The sequence below is a fragment of the Fredinandcohnia quinoae genome, assembly GCF_022427965.1.
Classification (GTDB): Bacteria; Bacillota; Bacilli; order Bacillales; family Bacillaceae_L; genus Ferdinandcohnia; species Ferdinandcohnia quinoae.
Genome location: NZ_JAKTTI010000011.1, coordinates 81,070 through 99,661 on the forward strand (window position 1 = coordinate 81,070; position 18,592 = coordinate 99,661).

At 35.8% G+C, this 18,592-nt stretch carries 24 protein-coding genes; 8 read left to right on the forward strand and 16 right to left on the reverse strand.

Going from position 1 to position 18,592, the window contains the following annotated elements; translation table 11 throughout:
* Positions 1–78 precede the first annotated feature (78 nt).
* The 5 genes from spsC to MJG50_RS09320 form a co-directional block, all read right to left on the reverse strand.
* A complete protein-coding gene (spsC, locus tag MJG50_RS09300; RefSeq protein ID WP_240255070.1) occupies positions 79–774 on the reverse strand; it encodes a stationary phase survival protein SpsC in 696 nt (231 codons plus the stop codon).
* Between the two features lie 157 nt (positions 775–931).
* Entirely contained in the window at positions 932–1,255 is a 324-nt protein-coding gene (locus tag MJG50_RS09305) for a YuiB family protein (RefSeq protein WP_240255072.1), read from the reverse strand.
* A gap of 79 nt (positions 1,256–1,334) precedes the next feature.
* The gene (locus MJG50_RS09310; protein ID WP_240255075.1) at positions 1,335–1,454 is read right to left on the reverse strand and encodes a YuiA family protein; all 120 of its coding nucleotides are present in this window, start codon (positions 1,452–1,454) and stop codon (positions 1,335–1,337) included.
* 284 nt (positions 1,455–1,738) lie between these two features.
* Positions 1,739–2,962, reverse strand: coding sequence for an NAD(P)/FAD-dependent oxidoreductase (locus MJG50_RS09315; protein ID WP_240255077.1), 1,224 nt, complete (start codon positions 2,960–2,962; stop codon positions 1,739–1,741).
* Positions 2,959–3,192: a hypothetical protein gene (locus MJG50_RS09320; RefSeq protein WP_240255079.1), complete on the reverse strand. Its 234-nt coding sequence runs from the start codon at positions 3,190–3,192 to the stop codon at positions 2,959–2,961. The genes MJG50_RS09315 and MJG50_RS09320 overlap by 4 nt, the downstream gene beginning before the upstream one ends.
* Before the next feature lie 343 nt (positions 3,193–3,535).
* On the opposite strand from MJG50_RS09320, the gene yumC reads away from it, so the two are divergent.
* On the forward strand, positions 3,536–4,525 hold the full coding sequence (gene yumC, locus MJG50_RS09325) for a ferredoxin--NADP reductase 2 (RefSeq protein WP_240255081.1): 990 nt from the start codon (positions 3,536–3,538) through the stop codon (positions 4,523–4,525).
* Between the two features lie 211 nt (positions 4,526–4,736).
* Here yumC and MJG50_RS09330 read toward each other — a convergent pair whose 3' ends face one another.
* Complete coding sequence (locus MJG50_RS09330) at positions 4,737–5,102, reverse strand: HesB/IscA family protein (protein ID WP_240255083.1); 366 nt, start codon at positions 5,100–5,102, stop codon at positions 4,737–4,739.
* A 282-nt stretch (positions 5,103–5,384) separates the two neighbouring features.
* On the opposite strand from MJG50_RS09330, the gene MJG50_RS09335 reads away from it, so the two are divergent.
* A complete protein-coding gene (locus MJG50_RS09335) occupies positions 5,385–6,077 on the forward strand; it encodes a DUF2225 domain-containing protein (protein WP_240255085.1) in 693 nt (230 codons plus the stop codon).
* 83 nt (positions 6,078–6,160) lie between these two features.
* Here MJG50_RS09335 and MJG50_RS09340 read toward each other — a convergent pair whose 3' ends face one another.
* Positions 6,161–6,397 carry a YuzB family protein gene (locus MJG50_RS09340; protein WP_240255087.1) on the reverse strand — a complete coding sequence of 79 codons (237 nt, stop codon included), beginning with the start codon at positions 6,395–6,397 and terminating at the stop codon, positions 6,161–6,163.
* Positions 6,398–6,654: 257 nt separating this feature from the next.
* On the opposite strand from MJG50_RS09340, the gene MJG50_RS09345 reads away from it, so the two are divergent.
* Positions 6,655–7,722, forward strand: a complete 1,068-nt coding sequence (locus MJG50_RS09345; protein ID WP_240255089.1) for an NAD(P)/FAD-dependent oxidoreductase — start codon at positions 6,655–6,657, stop codon at positions 7,720–7,722.
* Positions 7,723–7,997: 275 nt separating this feature from the next.
* Here the strand turns inward: MJG50_RS09345 and MJG50_RS09350 are convergent, their stop codons facing one another.
* The gene (locus MJG50_RS09350) at positions 7,998–8,327 is read right to left on the reverse strand and encodes a YuzD family protein (RefSeq protein ID WP_240255091.1); all 330 of its coding nucleotides are present in this window, start codon (positions 8,325–8,327) and stop codon (positions 7,998–8,000) included.
* Positions 8,328–8,485: 158 nt separating this feature from the next.
* Between MJG50_RS09350 and MJG50_RS09355 the strand changes: the two genes are divergently transcribed.
* The gene (locus MJG50_RS09355) at positions 8,486–8,719 is read left to right on the forward strand and encodes a NifU family protein (RefSeq protein WP_240255093.1); all 234 of its coding nucleotides are present in this window, start codon (positions 8,486–8,488) and stop codon (positions 8,717–8,719) included.
* A gap of 227 nt (positions 8,720–8,946) precedes the next feature.
* Here the strand turns inward: MJG50_RS09355 and thrB are convergent, their stop codons facing one another.
* The 5 genes from thrB to yutH form a co-directional block, all read right to left on the reverse strand.
* Positions 8,947–9,864, reverse strand: a complete 918-nt coding sequence (gene thrB / locus MJG50_RS09360; RefSeq protein ID WP_240255095.1) for a homoserine kinase — start codon at positions 9,862–9,864, stop codon at positions 8,947–8,949.
* Entirely contained in the window at positions 9,854–10,924 is a 1,071-nt protein-coding gene (gene thrC, locus MJG50_RS09365) for a threonine synthase (protein WP_240255097.1), read from the reverse strand. The genes thrB and thrC overlap by 11 nt, the downstream gene beginning before the upstream one ends.
* Positions 10,921–12,219, reverse strand: coding sequence for a homoserine dehydrogenase (locus MJG50_RS09370; RefSeq protein WP_240255099.1), 1,299 nt, complete (start codon positions 12,217–12,219; stop codon positions 10,921–10,923). Before MJG50_RS09370 ends, thrC begins: the two co-directional genes overlap by 4 nt.
* Before the next feature lie 219 nt (positions 12,220–12,438).
* Entirely contained in the window at positions 12,439–13,407 is a 969-nt protein-coding gene (locus MJG50_RS09375) for a 2-hydroxyacid dehydrogenase (protein ID WP_240255101.1), read from the reverse strand.
* Positions 13,408–13,476: 69 nt separating this feature from the next.
* Positions 13,477–14,481: a spore coat putative kinase YutH gene (gene yutH, locus MJG50_RS09380; RefSeq protein WP_240255103.1), complete on the reverse strand. Its 1,005-nt coding sequence runs from the start codon at positions 14,479–14,481 to the stop codon at positions 13,477–13,479.
* 140 nt (positions 14,482–14,621) lie between these two features.
* Between yutH and MJG50_RS09385 the strand changes: the two genes are divergently transcribed.
* Positions 14,622–15,122, forward strand: a complete 501-nt coding sequence (locus MJG50_RS09385) for a phosphatidylglycerophosphatase A family protein (RefSeq protein ID WP_240255105.1) — start codon at positions 14,622–14,624, stop codon at positions 15,120–15,122.
* Positions 15,123–15,164: 42 nt separating this feature from the next.
* On the opposite strand, the gene MJG50_RS09390 is transcribed toward MJG50_RS09385, so the two are convergent.
* Both MJG50_RS09390 and hepT read right to left on the reverse strand, forming a co-directional pair.
* Positions 15,165–15,935, reverse strand: coding sequence for a TIGR01457 family HAD-type hydrolase (locus MJG50_RS09390; protein WP_240255107.1), 771 nt, complete (start codon positions 15,933–15,935; stop codon positions 15,165–15,167).
* Between the two features lie 17 nt (positions 15,936–15,952).
* On the reverse strand, positions 15,953–16,390 hold the full coding sequence (hepT, locus tag MJG50_RS09395) for a type VII toxin-antitoxin system HepT family RNase toxin (protein WP_240255109.1): 438 nt from the start codon (positions 16,388–16,390) through the stop codon (positions 15,953–15,955).
* A gap of 132 nt (positions 16,391–16,522) precedes the next feature.
* Between hepT and MJG50_RS09400 the strand changes: the two genes are divergently transcribed.
* Entirely contained in the window at positions 16,523–16,789 is a 267-nt protein-coding gene (locus MJG50_RS09400) for a DUF3055 domain-containing protein (RefSeq protein WP_240255111.1), read from the forward strand.
* 65 nt (positions 16,790–16,854) lie between these two features.
* Complete coding sequence (locus MJG50_RS09405) at positions 16,855–17,139, forward strand: cytosolic protein (RefSeq protein WP_240255112.1); 285 nt, start codon at positions 16,855–16,857, stop codon at positions 17,137–17,139.
* A 145-nt stretch (positions 17,140–17,284) separates the two neighbouring features.
* Here the strand turns inward: MJG50_RS09405 and MJG50_RS09410 are convergent, their stop codons facing one another.
* Complete coding sequence (locus tag MJG50_RS09410; protein ID WP_240255113.1) at positions 17,285–17,575, reverse strand: YutD family protein; 291 nt, start codon at positions 17,573–17,575, stop codon at positions 17,285–17,287.
* A gap of 131 nt (positions 17,576–17,706) precedes the next feature.
* On the opposite strand from MJG50_RS09410, the gene MJG50_RS09415 reads away from it, so the two are divergent.
* Positions 17,707–18,387, forward strand: coding sequence for a YhcN/YlaJ family sporulation lipoprotein (locus MJG50_RS09415; protein ID WP_240255114.1), 681 nt, complete (start codon positions 17,707–17,709; stop codon positions 18,385–18,387).
* Positions 18,388–18,592: the final 205 nt, after the last annotated feature.

Consider the following 18,592-nt stretch of genomic DNA (forward strand, 5'->3'; position numbering starts at 1 on the left):
ACATTACCACTTTGCTATCTATACCAAGTGTAAAAACGGCGAATCAAAGTTTCTAATTCCTTTGATTCGCCGGTTCATTTAGCTCTTTTTTCCAATATATTGTTGGCGGAATACTTGCATGGATTCATCTTCATTCTTCATTGCAAGCACTTCTTCCGTTAATTTTCCATTACCCATTTCAATAACATATACTTCTACAGTCCGCTTGCCCCATTTTTCATACACATCTGCAACTGTGTCATAATAGAGGTCAATTTTATTCCCTTTTATCGCCCCACCTTTGTCTGCCACCACTCCATATCCGTAATCAGGAATGAACAGAACTGTTCCTAGCGGAAACACATTCAAATCAGCTGCAATAGTAGAATATAAATCACGCTTTACCTTTACACCAGAATATGTGATTCCATATTGGGGATGGCTTGAATCTTTACCAGTCGATTCCACCCCTGCCGTATATCCAGTTGCAACAACAGTCCTTGATGGATATTTTGAAAAATCAATGGCTTCCTCAAGTGTTAATGAGCTTTCAACCTCTTCACTTGATGAAATTAATGTCTTTTCAACCCCAGCAAATTGCAGAAACTTAGCAAACAGCCCTATATTTCTTGTTGAATTCTCTTCAACAGCTTGAGCTCTCTCTCTGTTATCCTCAAACCAATCCGATAAATCCTTTGCTTCAACACCAGAAAAAGATTGAAATGTTGTAAACAGCGCTAAAACAAATAAAACTGACAATACACTTCTTCTCGTTATTGTATTTAGTTTGTTCATTTTTCCACTCCTCTCACGAATCTATTTCTTTCCTAATCGTCAGAAAAATATTCATTAAGAGTGGAAAATTATCCTAATTTGCCTTTAAGCATATAAAAAACGTATGAAGCAATTTTAATGCTTTCATACGTTTTGATTAGCTTTAGTCAGGTTGGTTCTAAAACATTTGATATCCTCTTGAACGAAGTGATTTAATCACAATTCCAGATAATACCGCTCCAAATAAACCACTTAATAAAATAATAATATCGGCTGCGGCAAGTGCTCCGAATTTATCAATTAATGCGCTGAAGGCAGTTCCTGGTGTTTTAAAATAATCGAAGAAACTAACATCCTGAACAATTGCAATTGCAACGATTGGATAGATTATAGCCATAATCCATGACATACGTAAGAGCATATTTAAAAGAAAACCAATTCCAAAAAATAAAACAATAAATAATACAATGGATATAAGTAGGACAGGTACACTCATTTCCATGACTTTCACCTCCAGTACAAATCATACTTAGTGTACTAAAGGAGTGAATGGTCAGTCAACGAAATTCATTGCATAAATCTTACTTTTTTCCACTACCTTCACAGGAAGTACATGTTTCTGAACCACCTAAAATTAATTGAAAATATCCTTTACCTGAACAATACACGCATTCTTTACTTTCACTTTGCTGACTTTTCATGAATTAATCTCTCCTTTTTACATGATTGAAAAATCCTAATTTTCAGATAATATAACATTTTGTTAGAGAATTGAAAAGTACTATATAAGTTAAAAAATAATCGTGTAAGCGAATACATATGTATTTTTCTACTTATACCTTCTTATTTTGTACTTTTGATTAAATAGTATCCTTATCTTTAGTAAGATTGAAACAACAAATAAATTATTATGGAACGATATTTAAAATAATGAAAAAAGGAGTAGTCAAATGTGATTTCACAATGACTACTCCATTTTGATTTATTATAACAGTTTAAACTTACCTTTTTTCATGACTAATGATGGGCCACCAATCATGAATAATGCACGGTTATCAACCATTTTCTTCATGAATGAAGCTTTTGTTCCCACTACTTTTTTACCGAAAACAACACCAATTGCATCGTCTTCACCAAGTGAACATACAGAACCTTTGTTATCAAAAGAAAAATCTTGCATTTCACCTTGGCCACGTACAAGAACCGAAATGTTCTTCGCTACATTTTCCCCTTGTTGCATTGCAATTTGTGCAGTTGGAGGATATGGACGATTGATTTCTTCGTTAATTACTAGAGAACTGTCTCCGATAATGAAGACATCGTCATGTCCTGGTGCTCGTAAGAACTGATCAACCTTCACTCTACCACGCATTGCTTCAAAGCCTGAAGCTTCAATAATACTATTTCCACGTACACCAGCAGCCCAAACAACTGTACCTGCTTTAATTTCTTCTTCTTGATCATCTTTTCCAACGATAATTCCTTCAGGGGTACATTCTTTAATAGCTGTACCAATTCTGAATTCTACACCTTTACGTTCAAGAAGGCTAACTGCATATTCAACAAGTTCCGGATCGAATCCAGGTAATGCTGAAGGTGCTGCCTCGACACAAAGAACTTGTACTTTGTTTTGATCGATATCGTACTCTTTGCAAAGCTCAGGAATACGATTAGCAAGCTCTCCTAAAAATTCAATTCCAGTAAAGCCCGCGCCACCTACAACAATTGTTAAGCGGTCTTCATGCTTTTCTTCTTCTGTATTATACGTAGCAAATTGGTATTCAATATGTTCACGAATTTGGCGAGCTGAATTCACATTTGTAATGGAGTATGCATATTCTTTAAGACCTTTAATTCCAAATGTTTCAGATTCTCCACCTAATGCAACAACTAAATAGTCATATGGATATTCGCCTTCTTCAAGAACTACTTTTTTACCTTCTCGATCAATACTTGCAACAGTACCTTTCACAAAATTGACCTTACTGCGATCAATTACATTTTCTACTGGGTAACGTACTCTATCATGATGTAATGTTCCAGCAGAAGCCTCATGTAACCATGTTGTTTCATAATGGTAATCATTTTTATTTACGAGTGTAATATCAGCTTCATTCACACCCAAGGATTTTTGTAAACGTGTCGCGGTCATAAGACCACCATATCCTGCCCCCAAAATTACGATCTTCGGCTTTCTCAACCCTATCACATCCACCTTCTGTTTTTTTTACGTTGGAAGACAATTCTCTCTGTGAAGATAATCAAAAAAGATCTTAGTTCTCTTCTTTGACCTTCCATATTATATTTATCATCCACCGCAGCCTCTATTTTTATTGCAATTGCCCTGTTAAATTCTTTGTTGATTATTGGCTCAATTGGGTCAATTTTCATATTTTGCTGTTTAACAAGTTTATCGCAAAAGTTTGTGATATCTTTCACTTAAGACATCACAGCTGTACATAAAAATGTACTTTTTTAGACATAGAAAATTACTTTATAACGCTACATATCATATTATTCCTTTTATATTGGTTTTTCAAGCCTAAAAGCCACTATTTAAAACTTAAGAATATTTAAAAAACAAGAGTGTTTTGAGATTTGTAACAGAACTTTCAATTCGTATTCTATAATTGTCCTTAAAATTGCCATATTTACCACGATTTCATCGATATGATTGAGATATTATTATCAATTTATGTTACTATAAGAAGGGGTATTGAAGCGTTGTCACACTTCAATAAAAACATTACATTGTTATCTTTACATACTTGGGGGGATTTAAATGAAGGAAGATCAAAAAGTATATGACATTACAATTATTGGTGGCGGTCCAGTAGGTTTATTCACTGCATTTTATGGAGGGATGAGACAAGCTAGTGTAAAAATTATCGAAAGTCTTCCACAATTAGGTGGACAATTATCTGCCCTTTATCCTGAAAAATACATATATGATGTTGCTGGTTTCCCAAAGATCCGTGCACAAGAATTGATTAATAATTTAAAGGAACAAATGGCTAAATTTAGCCCTACTGTCTGCCTAGAGCAATCAGTTGATACAGTTGAAAAACAAGAAGACGGCAATTTTAAGCTCACAACTAATAATGAAATTCATTATACAAAAACAGTAATCATTACTGCTGGAAATGGTGCGTTCCAACCACGTAGGATTGAACTTGAGAATGCAAAGCAATTCGAAGGAAAAAATCTACACTATTTTATCGATGATTTGAATCATTTTGCAGGCAAAAAGGTAATGGTTTTAGGCGGTGGGGATTCTGCTGTCGATTGGGCTCTTATGCTTGAGCCAATTGCTGAAAAGGTAATGCTTGTACACCGTCGTGATAAATTCCGTGCTCATGAGCATAGCGTTGAAAACCTAATGAATTCAAAAGTCGAGGTTAAAACACCATTTGTTCCAGTTGAAATCATTGGTGATGATAAGATTACTCAAGTGGTTCTTGAGGAAGTTAAAGGTGATAAAAAAGAAGCAATCGATATCGATGCCCTAATTGTTAACTACGGATTTGTTTCATCATTAGGCCCAATTAAAGAATGGGGCTTAACAATTGAGAAGAATTCAATCGTTGTAAATTCTAAAATGGAAACGAATATTCCAGGAATTTATTCTGCTGGCGACATTTGTACGTATGTTGGAAAAGTAAAGTTAATTGCGAGTGGTTTTGGTGAAGCACCTACCGCAGTTAACAATGCAAAATCCTACATCGATCCAAAAGCAAAAGTACAACCACTGCACAGCTCAAGCATGTTTTAATTAGGAAAAGCGCAAACGCCTTGCTAGGCCCGACAAGCAAATGTTCTGATGCAAGAAAGTCGCTCTTTGACTTTTCTTGCATCAGGTTATTTGACCTCGAGGGCCTAGGCGCTGGAGCTAGACAATAGGAAAAGCGCAAGCGCCTTTGAAACAAGCTGGATCTAGACATTGGAAAGAAAAGAAGTTGGACATTTGCCCAACTTCTTTTTGCTTAGCATTCCTCTGGTGTACCTACTGCAGTAGCAGTTCTAAAGCTACTTCCACACCCACATGAAGCAATCGCATTCGGATTATCGATGGTGAAGCCTCCACCCATGAGGGATTGCTTGAAATCAATTTTTACTCCATTTAAGATTGGAGCATCTTCTTTTTTAATTAATATGCCAATTCCGTGCTGCTCATCTTGAAGGTCATCACCATTTACTTCCTGTTCAAAACCCATTCCGTAAGAAAGTCCACTACAGCCTCCGCCTTTCACAGCCACTCGTAAGAAAGAGCCCTCTTCTTCATTTTCCTTCATCATATCTTTTATTTGAAAAGCAGCCGCTTCTGTAACAGTTACAATCTTTTCACTCATTTAAAAGAACCTCCTTTATTTTTTCGGGGTTATTACTATAAGTATAATGTTAAAATGAAATAGTTACAAATAATCGAACTATACAATTTCTCCTTTTTTCTGTATAAATCATTACATTTTGTCGAAACTGAATGTATCCCCCGTTTTTATTGTAAAACTTCTCATTCAGTTTTTGAGGAGTTTTTTTATTTACTCGATATCACATAAAATCAAAATATTTTTATTTCAACAATCGAATCTATATAATAGGTTATATATCAACTGGCCAAAAGAGGGAAAACAATGGAATTAGAACCGCTTTATGATAAATCAAAGACATGCAGCATCTGTAATAAGGGATATAAAACTAAGAGATTACGTTCAGGCTTTGTAAAAGCTATAAAACATGACAGTGATTTTTGCTCCTATTATGAAAATGAAGCATTAAATCCTTTACTCTACTATGTGAGTGTTTGTCCTCATTGTGGATTTTCCGTATCGGAAGAATTCACTACATCCTTTCCACCAAATACAATTGAAGCAATCAAAAATAATATTTGTGCAAAATGGTCAGGTTCAAATTATTGCGAAGAACGATCGATTCAGAAAGCAATTAGCACATACAAGCTCGCTATCTATTCTGCAACACTAAAAGAAGAAAAACATATAACAATTGCTGGATTGTATATGCGATTATCCTGGATTTACAGAACGATTCATAATGATGAACAAGAAAATAGATTCATGAGTCTTGCGTTAGAAGAGTATATTCAATCTTATTTAAATTCAGATTTTCTCAATACACAAATGTCTGTAACACGTCTTTTTTATTTAATTGGCGAGGTTAGCTGGCGAACAGGAAATACTGATCAAGCGACCAAATATTTTTCAAAAGTGATTGAGAAACAAAAAGATAATACTCAAGAAAAGAATATCGTAGAAATGGCAAAGGAACGATGGCAAGAGATTCGTGAAGAAAAAAATAAAATTGGATAGTCATGATAATGTAAAAATAAAAAGCAGTGGGATTTCGATTGAACCCACTGCTTTTATTCTATTAACTACCTCGAAATGATCAATCAAAACATTGGATTCTCTTCAAGGTATTCATAAATGTTGGTGACTAATTCTTCTGGGGTTTCACCAGTTACGATATCCCCGTTGACGAGTGCATATAATGACTCATAACATTTACCACAATACCCTAAACAACCGTATTCTATAATATCTAAATTAGGATCCTTTTCAAGAATTTCTCTCGCTTTTTGTGATCCACTAGCTAAATTACTTATACAAAATTCAATTATAGGTTTCACTGGTTTCACCTCACTACTAACTATTTATCGTACCCCTTTTTCTCCATTTCGTCAAAGCTGAAACTCTTGGAAATCTTTTAATTTTAGAAATGATATTGTTATTTCGTCACATTTTCGCTATACTTTTAGTGTCATTTTGAAAAGGTTTTCTAATTTTAATATACATCTATACAATATCTTCCTAAATAACATACTTTTATATGTTTTTAAAAGCTGAAATCATATGTTAATGAGAGGAACAAGAAGGGGACATCAGCATGAAAAATCTTGTTATACTTGGTGGCGGATACGGTGGAATGCGAATTTTACAACGCCTATTGCCTAATCAACTTCCTGAGGGCTTTCAGATTACATTAGTTGACAGGGTTCCATATCATTGTCTGAAGACTGAATACTATGCACTAGCTGCAGGTGCTATTTCTGATCAACATGTAAGGGTAGCCTTTCCTGAACACCCACGTTTGCAAATTAAATACGGAGAAATTACCAATATCGATTTAGATGCAAAGCTGATCCATTTTGATAACCAAGAGCCATTATCATATGATGACTTAGTTATCGGTTTGGGCTGTGAAGACAAATTTCATAATGTTCCAGGAGCAAAAGAACATTCTTGTAGTATTCAAACAATCGATAGCTCCCGCTTGACATACCAAAAGGTTAATAATCTAGCACCCGGTTCTACTGTTGCAATTGTCGGAGCAGGACTTAGTGGGGTTGAACTTGCAAGCGAATTACACGAGAGTAGACCAGACTTACGTATAAAATTATTAGATCGAGGTAACCATATTCTATCCGCATTCCCAGAAAGATTAAGTGAATATGTAGAAAATTGGTTTGATTTTCGCGGAGTTGAAATTATCAACAATGCAAACATCACGAGTGTTGAAGAAAAAGTGCTATTTAATAATGATGAACCTGTTGAATGTGATGTCATTGTCTGGACAGCTGGTATCCAACCTAGTAAGATTGTTCAACAATTGGACGTTGAAAAAGACGCTGGTGGCCGTGTAGTACTTACAAAACAACATAATTTACCTAATGATGAACATGTTTATGTTGTTGGAGATTGTGCAAGCCTTCCCCATGCGCCAAGCGCTCAGCTTGCTGAAGGTCAGGCCGAACAAATCGTACAAGTTCTTGTTAAACGTTGGAATAACGAAGAGCCACCATCAGAATTCCCACCAATAAAATTAAAAGGTATTCTTGGCTCGCTTGGCAAAAAACATGGCTTTGGACTAGTTGCAGATCGTGCAATAACAGGTCGAGTTCCACGTTTATTAAAATCAGGGGTATTATGGATGTATAAGTATCACAACGGGTAATATGAAAAATGCAGTGGATCTAATTAAAATCCCACTGCTTTTTTCCGTTTTAATCAACTTTTACTCTTATAGTTCGGCCAGTGTACTCTCCATGAGGTGATTCCGACCTTTGCACATCACCAGTTTCCTGTTTTTTACTCTCTATGAGGTGATTCCAACCCATTCACATCACCTCTCATATTCGGTAATATTCAACTAGATTAATCTTTTTAAACGCTTAAGAAAATCCTTCATAAAAAAGACCATTAGATCAATCATCTAATGGCATATCCACATTATTCACTTTCCTTATATCCGTATTTCTCCATTTCTGCATAAATAATTTTTAACTTAGGATTTCCTTCTCCAACAACTTCACCTTCAAGAACTACGACTGGATAGAACATATCCTCTTCAATTACCCTTTTCGCGAATTCCTTTTTTGCTTCATCAGTGGGTGGGTTATAAATATCAACATGGGATATTGAGAATGGCTGATTCGGAAACTTTCGACTAAGTGCTGCTTCAAGCCACTCATAAGTTTCTTTTGATGATGGTAGATTCACACAGCTTGGACAAAGCACTTCCGCACCATAAACACAAATTTCTACTTGTTTATTAATCATGTAGGATTCCCCTTTTCAAACGTCTTTCTTATCTTCATTGTACAGAAAATATGATAAAATAAATACTATAATCATCATAGATATAATGCCACAATTTGAATAATAGATTTTTCGATTCAAACTGATTATAATAGGTATAAGGAAAGGAGTGAATTAAAATGGTTGATGAGATGAAAGAACAAGTTCAGGAAGTATTAGATAAACTTCGTCCATTTTTATTGCGTGATGGAGGAGACTGTGAATTAGTTGACGTGGATGACGGAATCGTAAAATTACGTTTACTAGGTGCTTGTGGCAGCTGCCCAAGTTCGACAATCACTCTAAAAGCAGGTATTGAGCGTGCTTTATTAGAAGAAGTTCCAGGTGTTGTTGAGGTTGAACAAGTATTTTAAATTTATTCAGTAGAAGTCTCCCACTTCTATAAGTGGTGAGATGGATGTAACTCAGTTTCCAATTCAGTGGGGGCTAACCCCGACTGAATAAATTTAAAGCCTCCGGCGGATGCCTCAGATTTTTAAAGGAAGCTTTTCGAGCAAGCTCGAAAAAATCTGGGCACAAATACGCCAAGGCGCATTTGAATGAAAGCAAGTAAAAGCGAAACCAATTTGGTTTCGCTTTTTTAATCCTGTAAATCAAATCGAGAAATCGTACTACCCTTTGTTTCAATTGATATTTCCTCAACTAAAAAATCCTCAAATTCACTCATAAGTGATGCTTTTACTTCCTTTCCTTTGCCATTCTCAACAAAGCATATAACCGTAGGTCCTGCACCACTTATCGCAACCCCGAATGCTCCTTGTCGCTTTGCCGCTTCACGTATTTTTTCGAACTCCCGTATTAACGAGGTACGATAAGGTTGATGAAGTAAGTCAAGGTCCATCATTTTCCCAATCATTTTAATATTATTCGTTAAAAGTGCTGCCACCAACACATTGCTAATTGCACTCGCTTTAACTGCATCCTGATGAGAAAGCTGTTCTGGTAATACTTTTCGGGCATCGGTTGTCTTCAATTCATACGATGGAATAAGAACAACCATCTCGAAGCTATTCGTGTTCACTCGAATGAGATCTGTATTCTCGCTTCCACGATGGGAACCAATTACTAAGCCACCAAATAATGATGCACCTACATTATCTGGATGCCCCTCATATTGACATGCTAGTTGAAGCTTCTCATCATCTGTTAATTGTAAATCACAGATTTCATTTGTTAGCTCAATTGCCGCAACAATCGCTGCTGCACTACTCCCTAAGCCTCTTGCTAACGGAATATCACTTGATACATTAACTCGCATCGGTGGTAGATCTTTACTAAAAGCTCTTGCAATCTGTGAAGCAACTACATACACCAAGTTCTCTTGACCTGTAGGGATATCATTTAATATAGGAGATATCGGTATGAACTCCCATTTGTCACTGGGCTCTACATGTAATGTTAAATAACGACTAACAGCTAATCCCAAAGAATCAAAGCCAGGACCTAGATTTGCTGTACTTCCAGGTACAGTAATTTGCAGTGATCTTTTAGACTTCATGAAGAACGGCCCCTCTAATATGTTCATAGATAACCTTCTCATCACAAGGAAGTAAGACTGGTTTAATCGATGATGCTTCTATTGCAATATTTGGATCCTTCAAGCCATTTCCAGTTAAAACAGCAACTACTTTGCTACCTTTTTTGATTTCACCAGATTTGACCTGTTTGATAATACCAGCAATCGATGCACAAGAGCCTGGTTCAGCAAAAACACCTTCATTTCTTGCTAATAATTTGTATGCTTCAAGGATTTCAGAATCAGATACTTCGTCTATTTTTCCATTCGATTCTTCCGCTGCCTTTACCGCACTAATCCAGCTTGCCGGATTTCCAATTCTAATTGCTGTTGCAACCGTCTCTGGATTCTCAATAATTTGATTTCGAACAATTGCTGCTGAGCCTTCTGCTTCAAATCCATGCATTTCTGGTAATCCTGTCTTGTGTCGCTCGTTGTATTCCTTGAATCCCTTCCAATATGCAGTAATATTCCCTGCGTTTCCTACAGGTATTGCTAATACATCAGGGGCAGTTCCCCCTAATTGAACACAAATTTCAAAAGCAGCTGTCTTTTGACCTTCAATCCGATATGGATTAACAGAATTAACGAGAGTAATAGGGGACGATTCACTCAACGCTCTAACAATTTTTAAGGCTTGATCAAAATTTCCTTCAATCGAAATTATTTCAGCACCATACATAACTGCTTGTGCCAGCTTACCCATTGCGATTTTACCTTCTGGAATAACGATGATACATCTAATGCCAGCACGAGCTGCATATGCTGCAGCCGCTGCTGATGTATTTCCAGTTGAAGCACATATGACAGTTTTGCTTCCTTCTTCTACCGCTTTTGCAACTGCCATTACCATTCCACGATCCTTAAATGATCCAGTTGGATTAGCGCCCTCAATCTTCACATACATTTCAATTCCAAGTTGTTCTGAAAGGGTGTGCAATGGAAGGAGTGGTGTATTTCCTTCATTAAGCGATAATCTAGGTGTTTCATTTGTAACTGGTAGATACTCTCTATATTGCTGGATTAATCCTTGCCATCTCATTGTAATCCATCCCCTTCAACCCGATATGAACTCTTTATTTCTTTTACAATATGGAGATCTCGAAGTTGCTGTAAAATTTCCTCATAATCCTTACGTGACGTTTTATGCGTGACAAGTACAATCTCAGCCACTTCTTTATCATTTAAAGGAAGTTGCAAGATTTTCTCGAAGCTTACACCTCGTTCTGAAAAGATTGCAGTAATTTTAGCAAATGCACCTACCTGGTCCTCAACATGAATTCTCAAGAAGTACTTTGAGAACATTTCAGAATCAGATTTTAGCTTTTTATCATACTGTGGGGAAACTGCACTTCTACCATTAACACCTAGTCTTAAATTTTTCATAACACCGACTAGGTCAGATACGATAGCTGTTGCCGTTGGAAGACTACCGGCTCCAGGTCCATAAAACATCGTCTCACCTACTGCTTCCCCGTAAACGTATACTGCATTATATTCATTATTTACGGTTGCTAGTGGATGTGTATCAGGTAATAGTGTTGGTTCGACACTCACTTCCACCTTTTCTCCTTCTCGATGGGCCATGCCAATTAACTTTAATGTATAGCCTAGCCTTTTGCTGTAATCAATATCATCATCAGTAACTGCAGAAATACCTTGAACACGAACATCCTGTAAATCAATATTCATTGAAAACCCTAGTGTTGCTAGAATTGCCATTTTCCGAGCAGCATCTAATCCCTCAACATCTGCAGTAGGATCTGATTCAGCATATCCTAATTCTTGGGCTTCTTTTAAAACGTCCTCATATGGACTACCATTTTTACTCATTTTTGTTAAAATAAAATTTGTTGTTCCGTTCACGATTCCCATTAATTTCGTAATTCGATCTGAAGCTAACCCATCTACAAGACCTCTTAGAATTGGAATTCCTCCTGCAACGCTTGCTTCATAAAATAAATCACAGCCGTTTTCACTAGCAACACCTAAGAGTTCTGGACCATATAATGCCATAAGATCCTTGTTGGCTGTTACCACATGTTTCTTATTACGCAGGGATGACAATACGTGCTGTCTCGTTTCCTCCACGCCACCCATAACCTCAATTACCACATCTATTTCAGGATCATTAATAACTTCATTTACATCAGTTGTTAAAAGTGTCGGGTCCACATGTACATTCCGATCCTTATGCAAATCTTGTACTAATACTCGTTTTACCTTAATTGGGCATCCTACCTGATGCATTAATTTATCCTGATGATTGTGTAGAATTGTAACAACACCACTCCCCACAGTTCCTAATCCCAATAATCCAACCGAAATACTTTCCATTTCTCCAGCCACCTCTCTAGTGTGTGTATCCCAGAAATACATTTGTATTTATATAAAGGACATTATAATAATAATTCAATTGTTTTACAAGAGCATATTTTCTGTATATTCTCGACTGAAAACGCTTAATCATCTGCTGTATGTACAATTATTCATTTATAAAATTATTTTTCTTTAAAAAAAGAGCCCTATTAAAAGAGCTCATTTTAGCATTTATTATTAAATACGTACGGGTGTCTTCGGTTTCCCATTTTGTAGAACAGCAATGACATTATCACAGCATAAGGCCATCATGATTTCTCTTGTTTCCGTACTCGAACTACCGATATGCGGTAATGCAATAACATTAGTAAGTGTTAATAAAGGATGGGTTGCATCAATTGGTTCCTTATCAAATACATCTAACCCTGCTGCAGCAATTTCACCACTTACTAATGCCTGATACAGAGCATCCTCATCAGCGACAGGACCTCGAGAAACATTAATAAAAATAGCTGATTTTTTCATCTTTTTGAAGCTATTTTCATTAAAGAGGTTTCTTGTTTCATTCGTTAGTGGAGTAAGACAAACGATAAAATCTGCTGTTTCAATCAGCTCATCAAAGGATACATACTTTGCACCAAGACTTTTCTCTGCTGCAAGATTTCTTGAACGATTATGATATAAAATGTCCATATCAAAGCCTGTAGCACGCTTGGCAACAGCTTCACCAATTTTCCCCATTCCTACAATTCCAATTGTCTTATGATGTATATCATGACCCGCTAGTAAGAGTGGGCTCCAGCTCTTCCATTTTCCATCTTTAACAAACTGTGCAGCTTCAACAACTCGTCTAGAAGTTGCCATTAACAAAGCAAATGTTAAATCAGCTGTTGTATCTGTTAATACCTCTGGGGTATTACAAACAATAATTCCTTTACTATTTGCATATGAAACATCAATATTATCGAAGCCAACTGCAAGATTAGCAATTACCTTTAAATTTGGTGCTGCATCGATGAGTTCTGCATCAATTTTATCAGAAAGCATCGTTATAATTGCAGCTGCCTTTTTTGCCTCTTCTAATAAAACCTCTCGAGGAACAGCAATTTCCTCTTTAGGCCACATTTTAACTTCTGCAACATCTTGCAACGCGACAATTACGTCATCCGAAAGTTTCCTTGTAATAAATACGTATGGTTTTGTCATAAGTTAGCACCTCTAAGCAAAATATAATAGTAGATATTTATATTTTAGCATATTTTAATCGGTGGAATCTTATCGAGCAAGCCAACTTACATCAGGAAGATTTAGCTTCCTTTTTTGAACACCTACTTGATTGAAAAAGTTCGATAAAAATCGTTCATGGTCACTTGAGTCATTTATGATGGTTGTAAGTCTTTGTTCTTCACGCTTCATCTTTTCCTCTGATGAAACAAGATAATATCCTTCAATACATTCAAAAAAGTGTAAAGGGAAAAGTAATCTAGCATAGAGTAATCTCCAAGAAAATGGTGATAATGGGCTAACCCGCTCGTAATCATTCATAAAATGATAAATTTGATTATTTATTTTCGTTTCTCCGATAGAATGTTGATCACGAATATATTCAGCAATATCCCTCGTATAATGGTCATACACCCAATCTGTCGGCAATTTAAAAAAATAATTTTTATCCCATGTCATTTCAGTAAAACGATGGTGACAAATTGTGGCGGAATCAATTGGAGCAGGGTACTCATCAAGCTCAGTATCAACAAGATATTGTATGGCATTCTCTGTTAATCCAATATAATATGGGAATGCTTCAACAAATAATCTTTCAAACGAATTTTCAGGATGCTGTCTCACTTTCTCCTTCCAAAACATTTCCATTTGATCAAGTCTCTTTTCCCAAAGATATTTCCACTGTCCAATTCGACTTAATCTTGTTACCCTGTATGGAAAGCTCCTTCCTTTCTTATGAAATCTCGCTAATTCCTTCCCAATTGACTCACTGGTTCTTCTATCGTGTACCGGACATCTGACAACTATACTATTTTGTTCATTAATCGTACTAATTAATTGTCCACTAGTTGTTGGAAGAATCGATGCAACACGGATATCCCCATTTTGAATCAAATAATCACTCATTTGTTTTAGTTCAAAAATTTCTTCCAGTTCCAAATTTGAGTTCGGCACAATACAATATAGTATATTACGGTAGAAGAACCCTTCAAAACCAAAGAAATTAATTGTCTTATCAATCCTTAGGTTATAATTTTCATATAGGGCTTCTTTCATATTCAGTCCCTCCCTGCACATAATATGTAAACATATGTTTAAAACATCTATATGACACATAATCCATTTACTTGTGATAAACTAGAAAAAACAGAATAATTAATATTTTAACTATAATAATAAGAAATTAGGTGATGACCATGGCTGAAGAACAAAAAATGAGTGAAATTGAACGTAAAGCACGATTATCGTTGGAAGAAAGAGGGGTAACCCTTCAAGATATTGCCGAACTAGTTTTTTTTCTACAAAAAAAATATCATCCAAATCTTAAGATGGAGGAATGCCTTCATAATGTTGATCGCGTATTAACAAAACGTGAGATTCAAAATGCTATATTAACGGGGATTCAATTAGATATTCTTGCTGAGAAAGGATTATTAGAGGAACCCCTACTTTCTACAATTAAAGCAGATGAAGGACTATATGGAGTTGATGAAATTCTTGCATTTTCAATTGTAAACGTATATGGATCAATTGGATTTACAAATTACGGATACATTGACAAGCTAAAGCCTGGAATCTTAGAACGACTTAATGATAAGTCTACTGGAGAATGTCATACATTTTTAGACGATATTGTAGGGGCAATTGCCGCTTCCGCATCAAGTCGCTTAGCACACCGAGCAGAGCATACAAATTAATACGAAAAAGAAGGGGCAGAATTAATTTTCTGTCCCCTTTTCCTATATTCTTTCTATCCATTCATCTAGACTGTTAATTGCATATGTTGGTTGCTTATCATAGCCTTTTAATATTTCCTTTGTGGTAACGCCAGTATGAACAAGTAACGTATCCACTCCAGCATTCATCCCTGCCATGATATCGGTAGCATAGTTATCTCCAATCATGAGTGTATCTTCTAAGGGAATACCTAGCTTCTGTTGAGCTTGCTCCATAATTATTTTCTCTGGTTTTCCAATAAAGATTGGTTGAACGGTAGTCGAGACCGTAATGACAGAGGTTAATGACCCATTTCCTGGTAAAAGACCTCGTTCAGTTGGAATTGCAATATCCCCATTTGTTGAGATAAATGTTGCCCCATTTCTTACAGCCAAACATGCATAAGCTAATTTTTCATATGTAATGGCTCTGTCGATACCTACAACAACGAAATCAGGATTTTCAGTTTGGATCGTAAATCCCTTATCCAATACGGCATTACGTATTCCTTCCTCACCAATTACATAAACTGTTGCTTCTTGTTTTTTTTCATAGATATAATTAGCTGTAGCTTGACTCGTTGTAAATACCTGTTCTGTTGTTGCTGGAATATCAAACTTTCTTAACTTCTCGGCAACCTGCTCAGGCATCCTTGATGAATTATTTGTTACAAATAAATAGGGAACCCCTCTTTCATTCAGAGCCTTTACAAAATCACTTGCTTCCTCAATTCTTTCTTTACCACGATACATCGTGCCATCTAAATCAATTAAATAACCTTTATATGTTTTCATTTTTTATCACCACTTCGTTAATTTGAAAAAGCCGAAACTGGGCCAAGTTCATTTTCAAGATACGTTCTTATTGCTTGCGGAAATGACTGAACACATGTAAGATTCTCTCTTATCGTTAGGATCAGTTCATCATGGTTTACCTCTAAATAATCCTGAACTAGTATTTTCCGTAGTCGGATAATATCTTTAAATTGATTCGCATGAGCGGAGGTGATAACTTTTTCATCTTCTAAAATATCTATAATGTCATCATAGCTTCCTGGGTCACGCATGATAAAACCATCAATCATCGAATTTCCAACATCTAAAACTGCATCAATTAAAAGCTGTGAAATACGTTCTAGTGCTTTTTTTTCAATGATGCTTGTCCATACCGAATGGTTGTTAAATAATAAAAGATGCTCTTCTATAAATTTTAGTGTTCTTTCTATTTTTTCCCGATCGACAAAATACACGGTATCACCTTTTCGTTTATATTGTTAATTGTACCCTATTTATTTTATCATAAATACAAATGACATTTTCTTATTATGCTATGATAGGTGTAGCATAGAATATTATTTATTATTCAAAAGGGGATTTTTAACATGAGTGAACGTTTCTTTTTATATGATGATACGATTGATACTAGCACACGATTCATTAGTTTTATGGGTGAGCACCAGCGATTTGATTTGGCAATCATTCGCTCTGATCGGTATTATGGAAAACTAATTGTCATAAATTTATTAGGAAATCGATATGCAATCATTGGAAAAGATGATTTAGATGAACCTGGCTACATTGAGCATGCTTATCAATTATCTGAAGAGGATGCAGAAGAGTTACGCTCATTTTTGTATGAAATTATGTAACATATTCACTTTAATACTCGGAAACACTATCTTTATAGCTAGAAATAAGTAGAGGTGTTTTCGAAATGGCTAACAATAAGAAAAGGGAAAAACAGTATTCTGACTTTTCAAACGTCGAGATCATGCATGAATATTTAACTGGCGAGGAATTACCCGAAGGACCTTATGGGGCACCTAGAGGAAAAAATGAGCCAGTCGAAAATAAAAGCTCACCATGGGAAGAAGGACAGCGATATTATAGTGCGTTCAACTATGAGAATAAATCACTTCATGAAAATATACCACGCCAATATCCTGATGCACATCCAACCCATGATGATCCAGATGTAGATACTGAACCACAATATTAAGAAACAATTGCGCTAGCTCCTTGATAGCTCCAACAAGCAAATGTTCTGACGAAAAAAAGTTACTCTTTGACTTTTCTTGCCACACGTAATTTGACTTCGAAGGGTTTAGCGCTAGAGCTAGATGCAGAAAAAGGTGAGGGCATTATTAAATGCCTGCACCTTTTTTGTTTACCTTTTTTACCACGAAATATGCACAGCCAAAATTACAGTATTCAAATAAATATTCTGAAAGAGTGCTAATTTTTGTATCGAATGCTGCCTTTGGATTATGATCATCAAAGAAACCTTTGAGCCTTAACTGCTCATAACCCCAATCACCCACTATGTAATCATATTTTGTTAAAATATCACTATATCTTGATTTAAAGGCTTCTTCATTAAAGCCGCTCTTTCCTTCTTCTACAACTTCATAGCAGCAATTATTAATACAAATCATTATTTCACCTCATATTCACAATCGTATCAACTACTAGTTATACTGTACCACAAAATATTGTCAATCCTCCATCAATTACTAGAGGAAATTTTAGAAGAATGGGTCACTCTAAGATTGAGGGGGTGTAAGACTTGAAAAAATATATGATTATTACAGGTCTTTGTGTATTAACAGCATTATCTGGTTGTGCAAATACAGGAGAAAAATCAAAATCAAGTATATATGAGAAAAGCGGAAATACAATAAATATTGCAGATCGGACTGACCTCTACAATGATGGAAAAAATCATAAAAACCAAAATGCTGATTTTGGTTATGTACGCCATCAGAAAAGTCCAATTGCTGGTGATACGAAAGTATATGATACAATGCCCACACTTGATAGAGAAAAGGTTGCTGATCTAATTAGCAAAATAAGTACCCAAATGCCTAATGTTCATGATGCGGCAACTTTAGTAACTGATGAGGAAGTACTTATTGCGTATCAGACTGATTCAGAAGATCGGTTCCAAACTGCGGAACAGGTAAAATTATCTGCGATGTCCGTTGTCCCAAGATTTTACCATGTATATGTCTCAGATGATCCAGCGATGATAAAGGAGATTGAGCGGTTTGCGCCACTTAAAACGACCAATCGAAATGTTGATCAAATCATTACTTCAACCATTCAAAGGATGTTAAAATCTCCTCAAGGTAAAAAAGTAAATGATATAGAGGATGCAAATGGTGAAGATGAAAATGGAATAAACCCACAATATCAACGGGACATGGAGGACTTACCTGATCGATTCAAAAACCCAAATACTAAATAGATGATTGCATCAGATTAGACGGAACTTACCGTTTTAGAAATAGAAAAATAAACAGAAGCAAGCGAATTAGCATATAATTCGCTTGCTTTTTTATGTTTTAGAATCCAGACTAATAAATAGACGGAAAATTTCCTTTTATTTCATAAATATTGAGGTTAGTCTTAAAAGTGGACACTGGAAAACGAGATTTAGTTTATAATTGAAT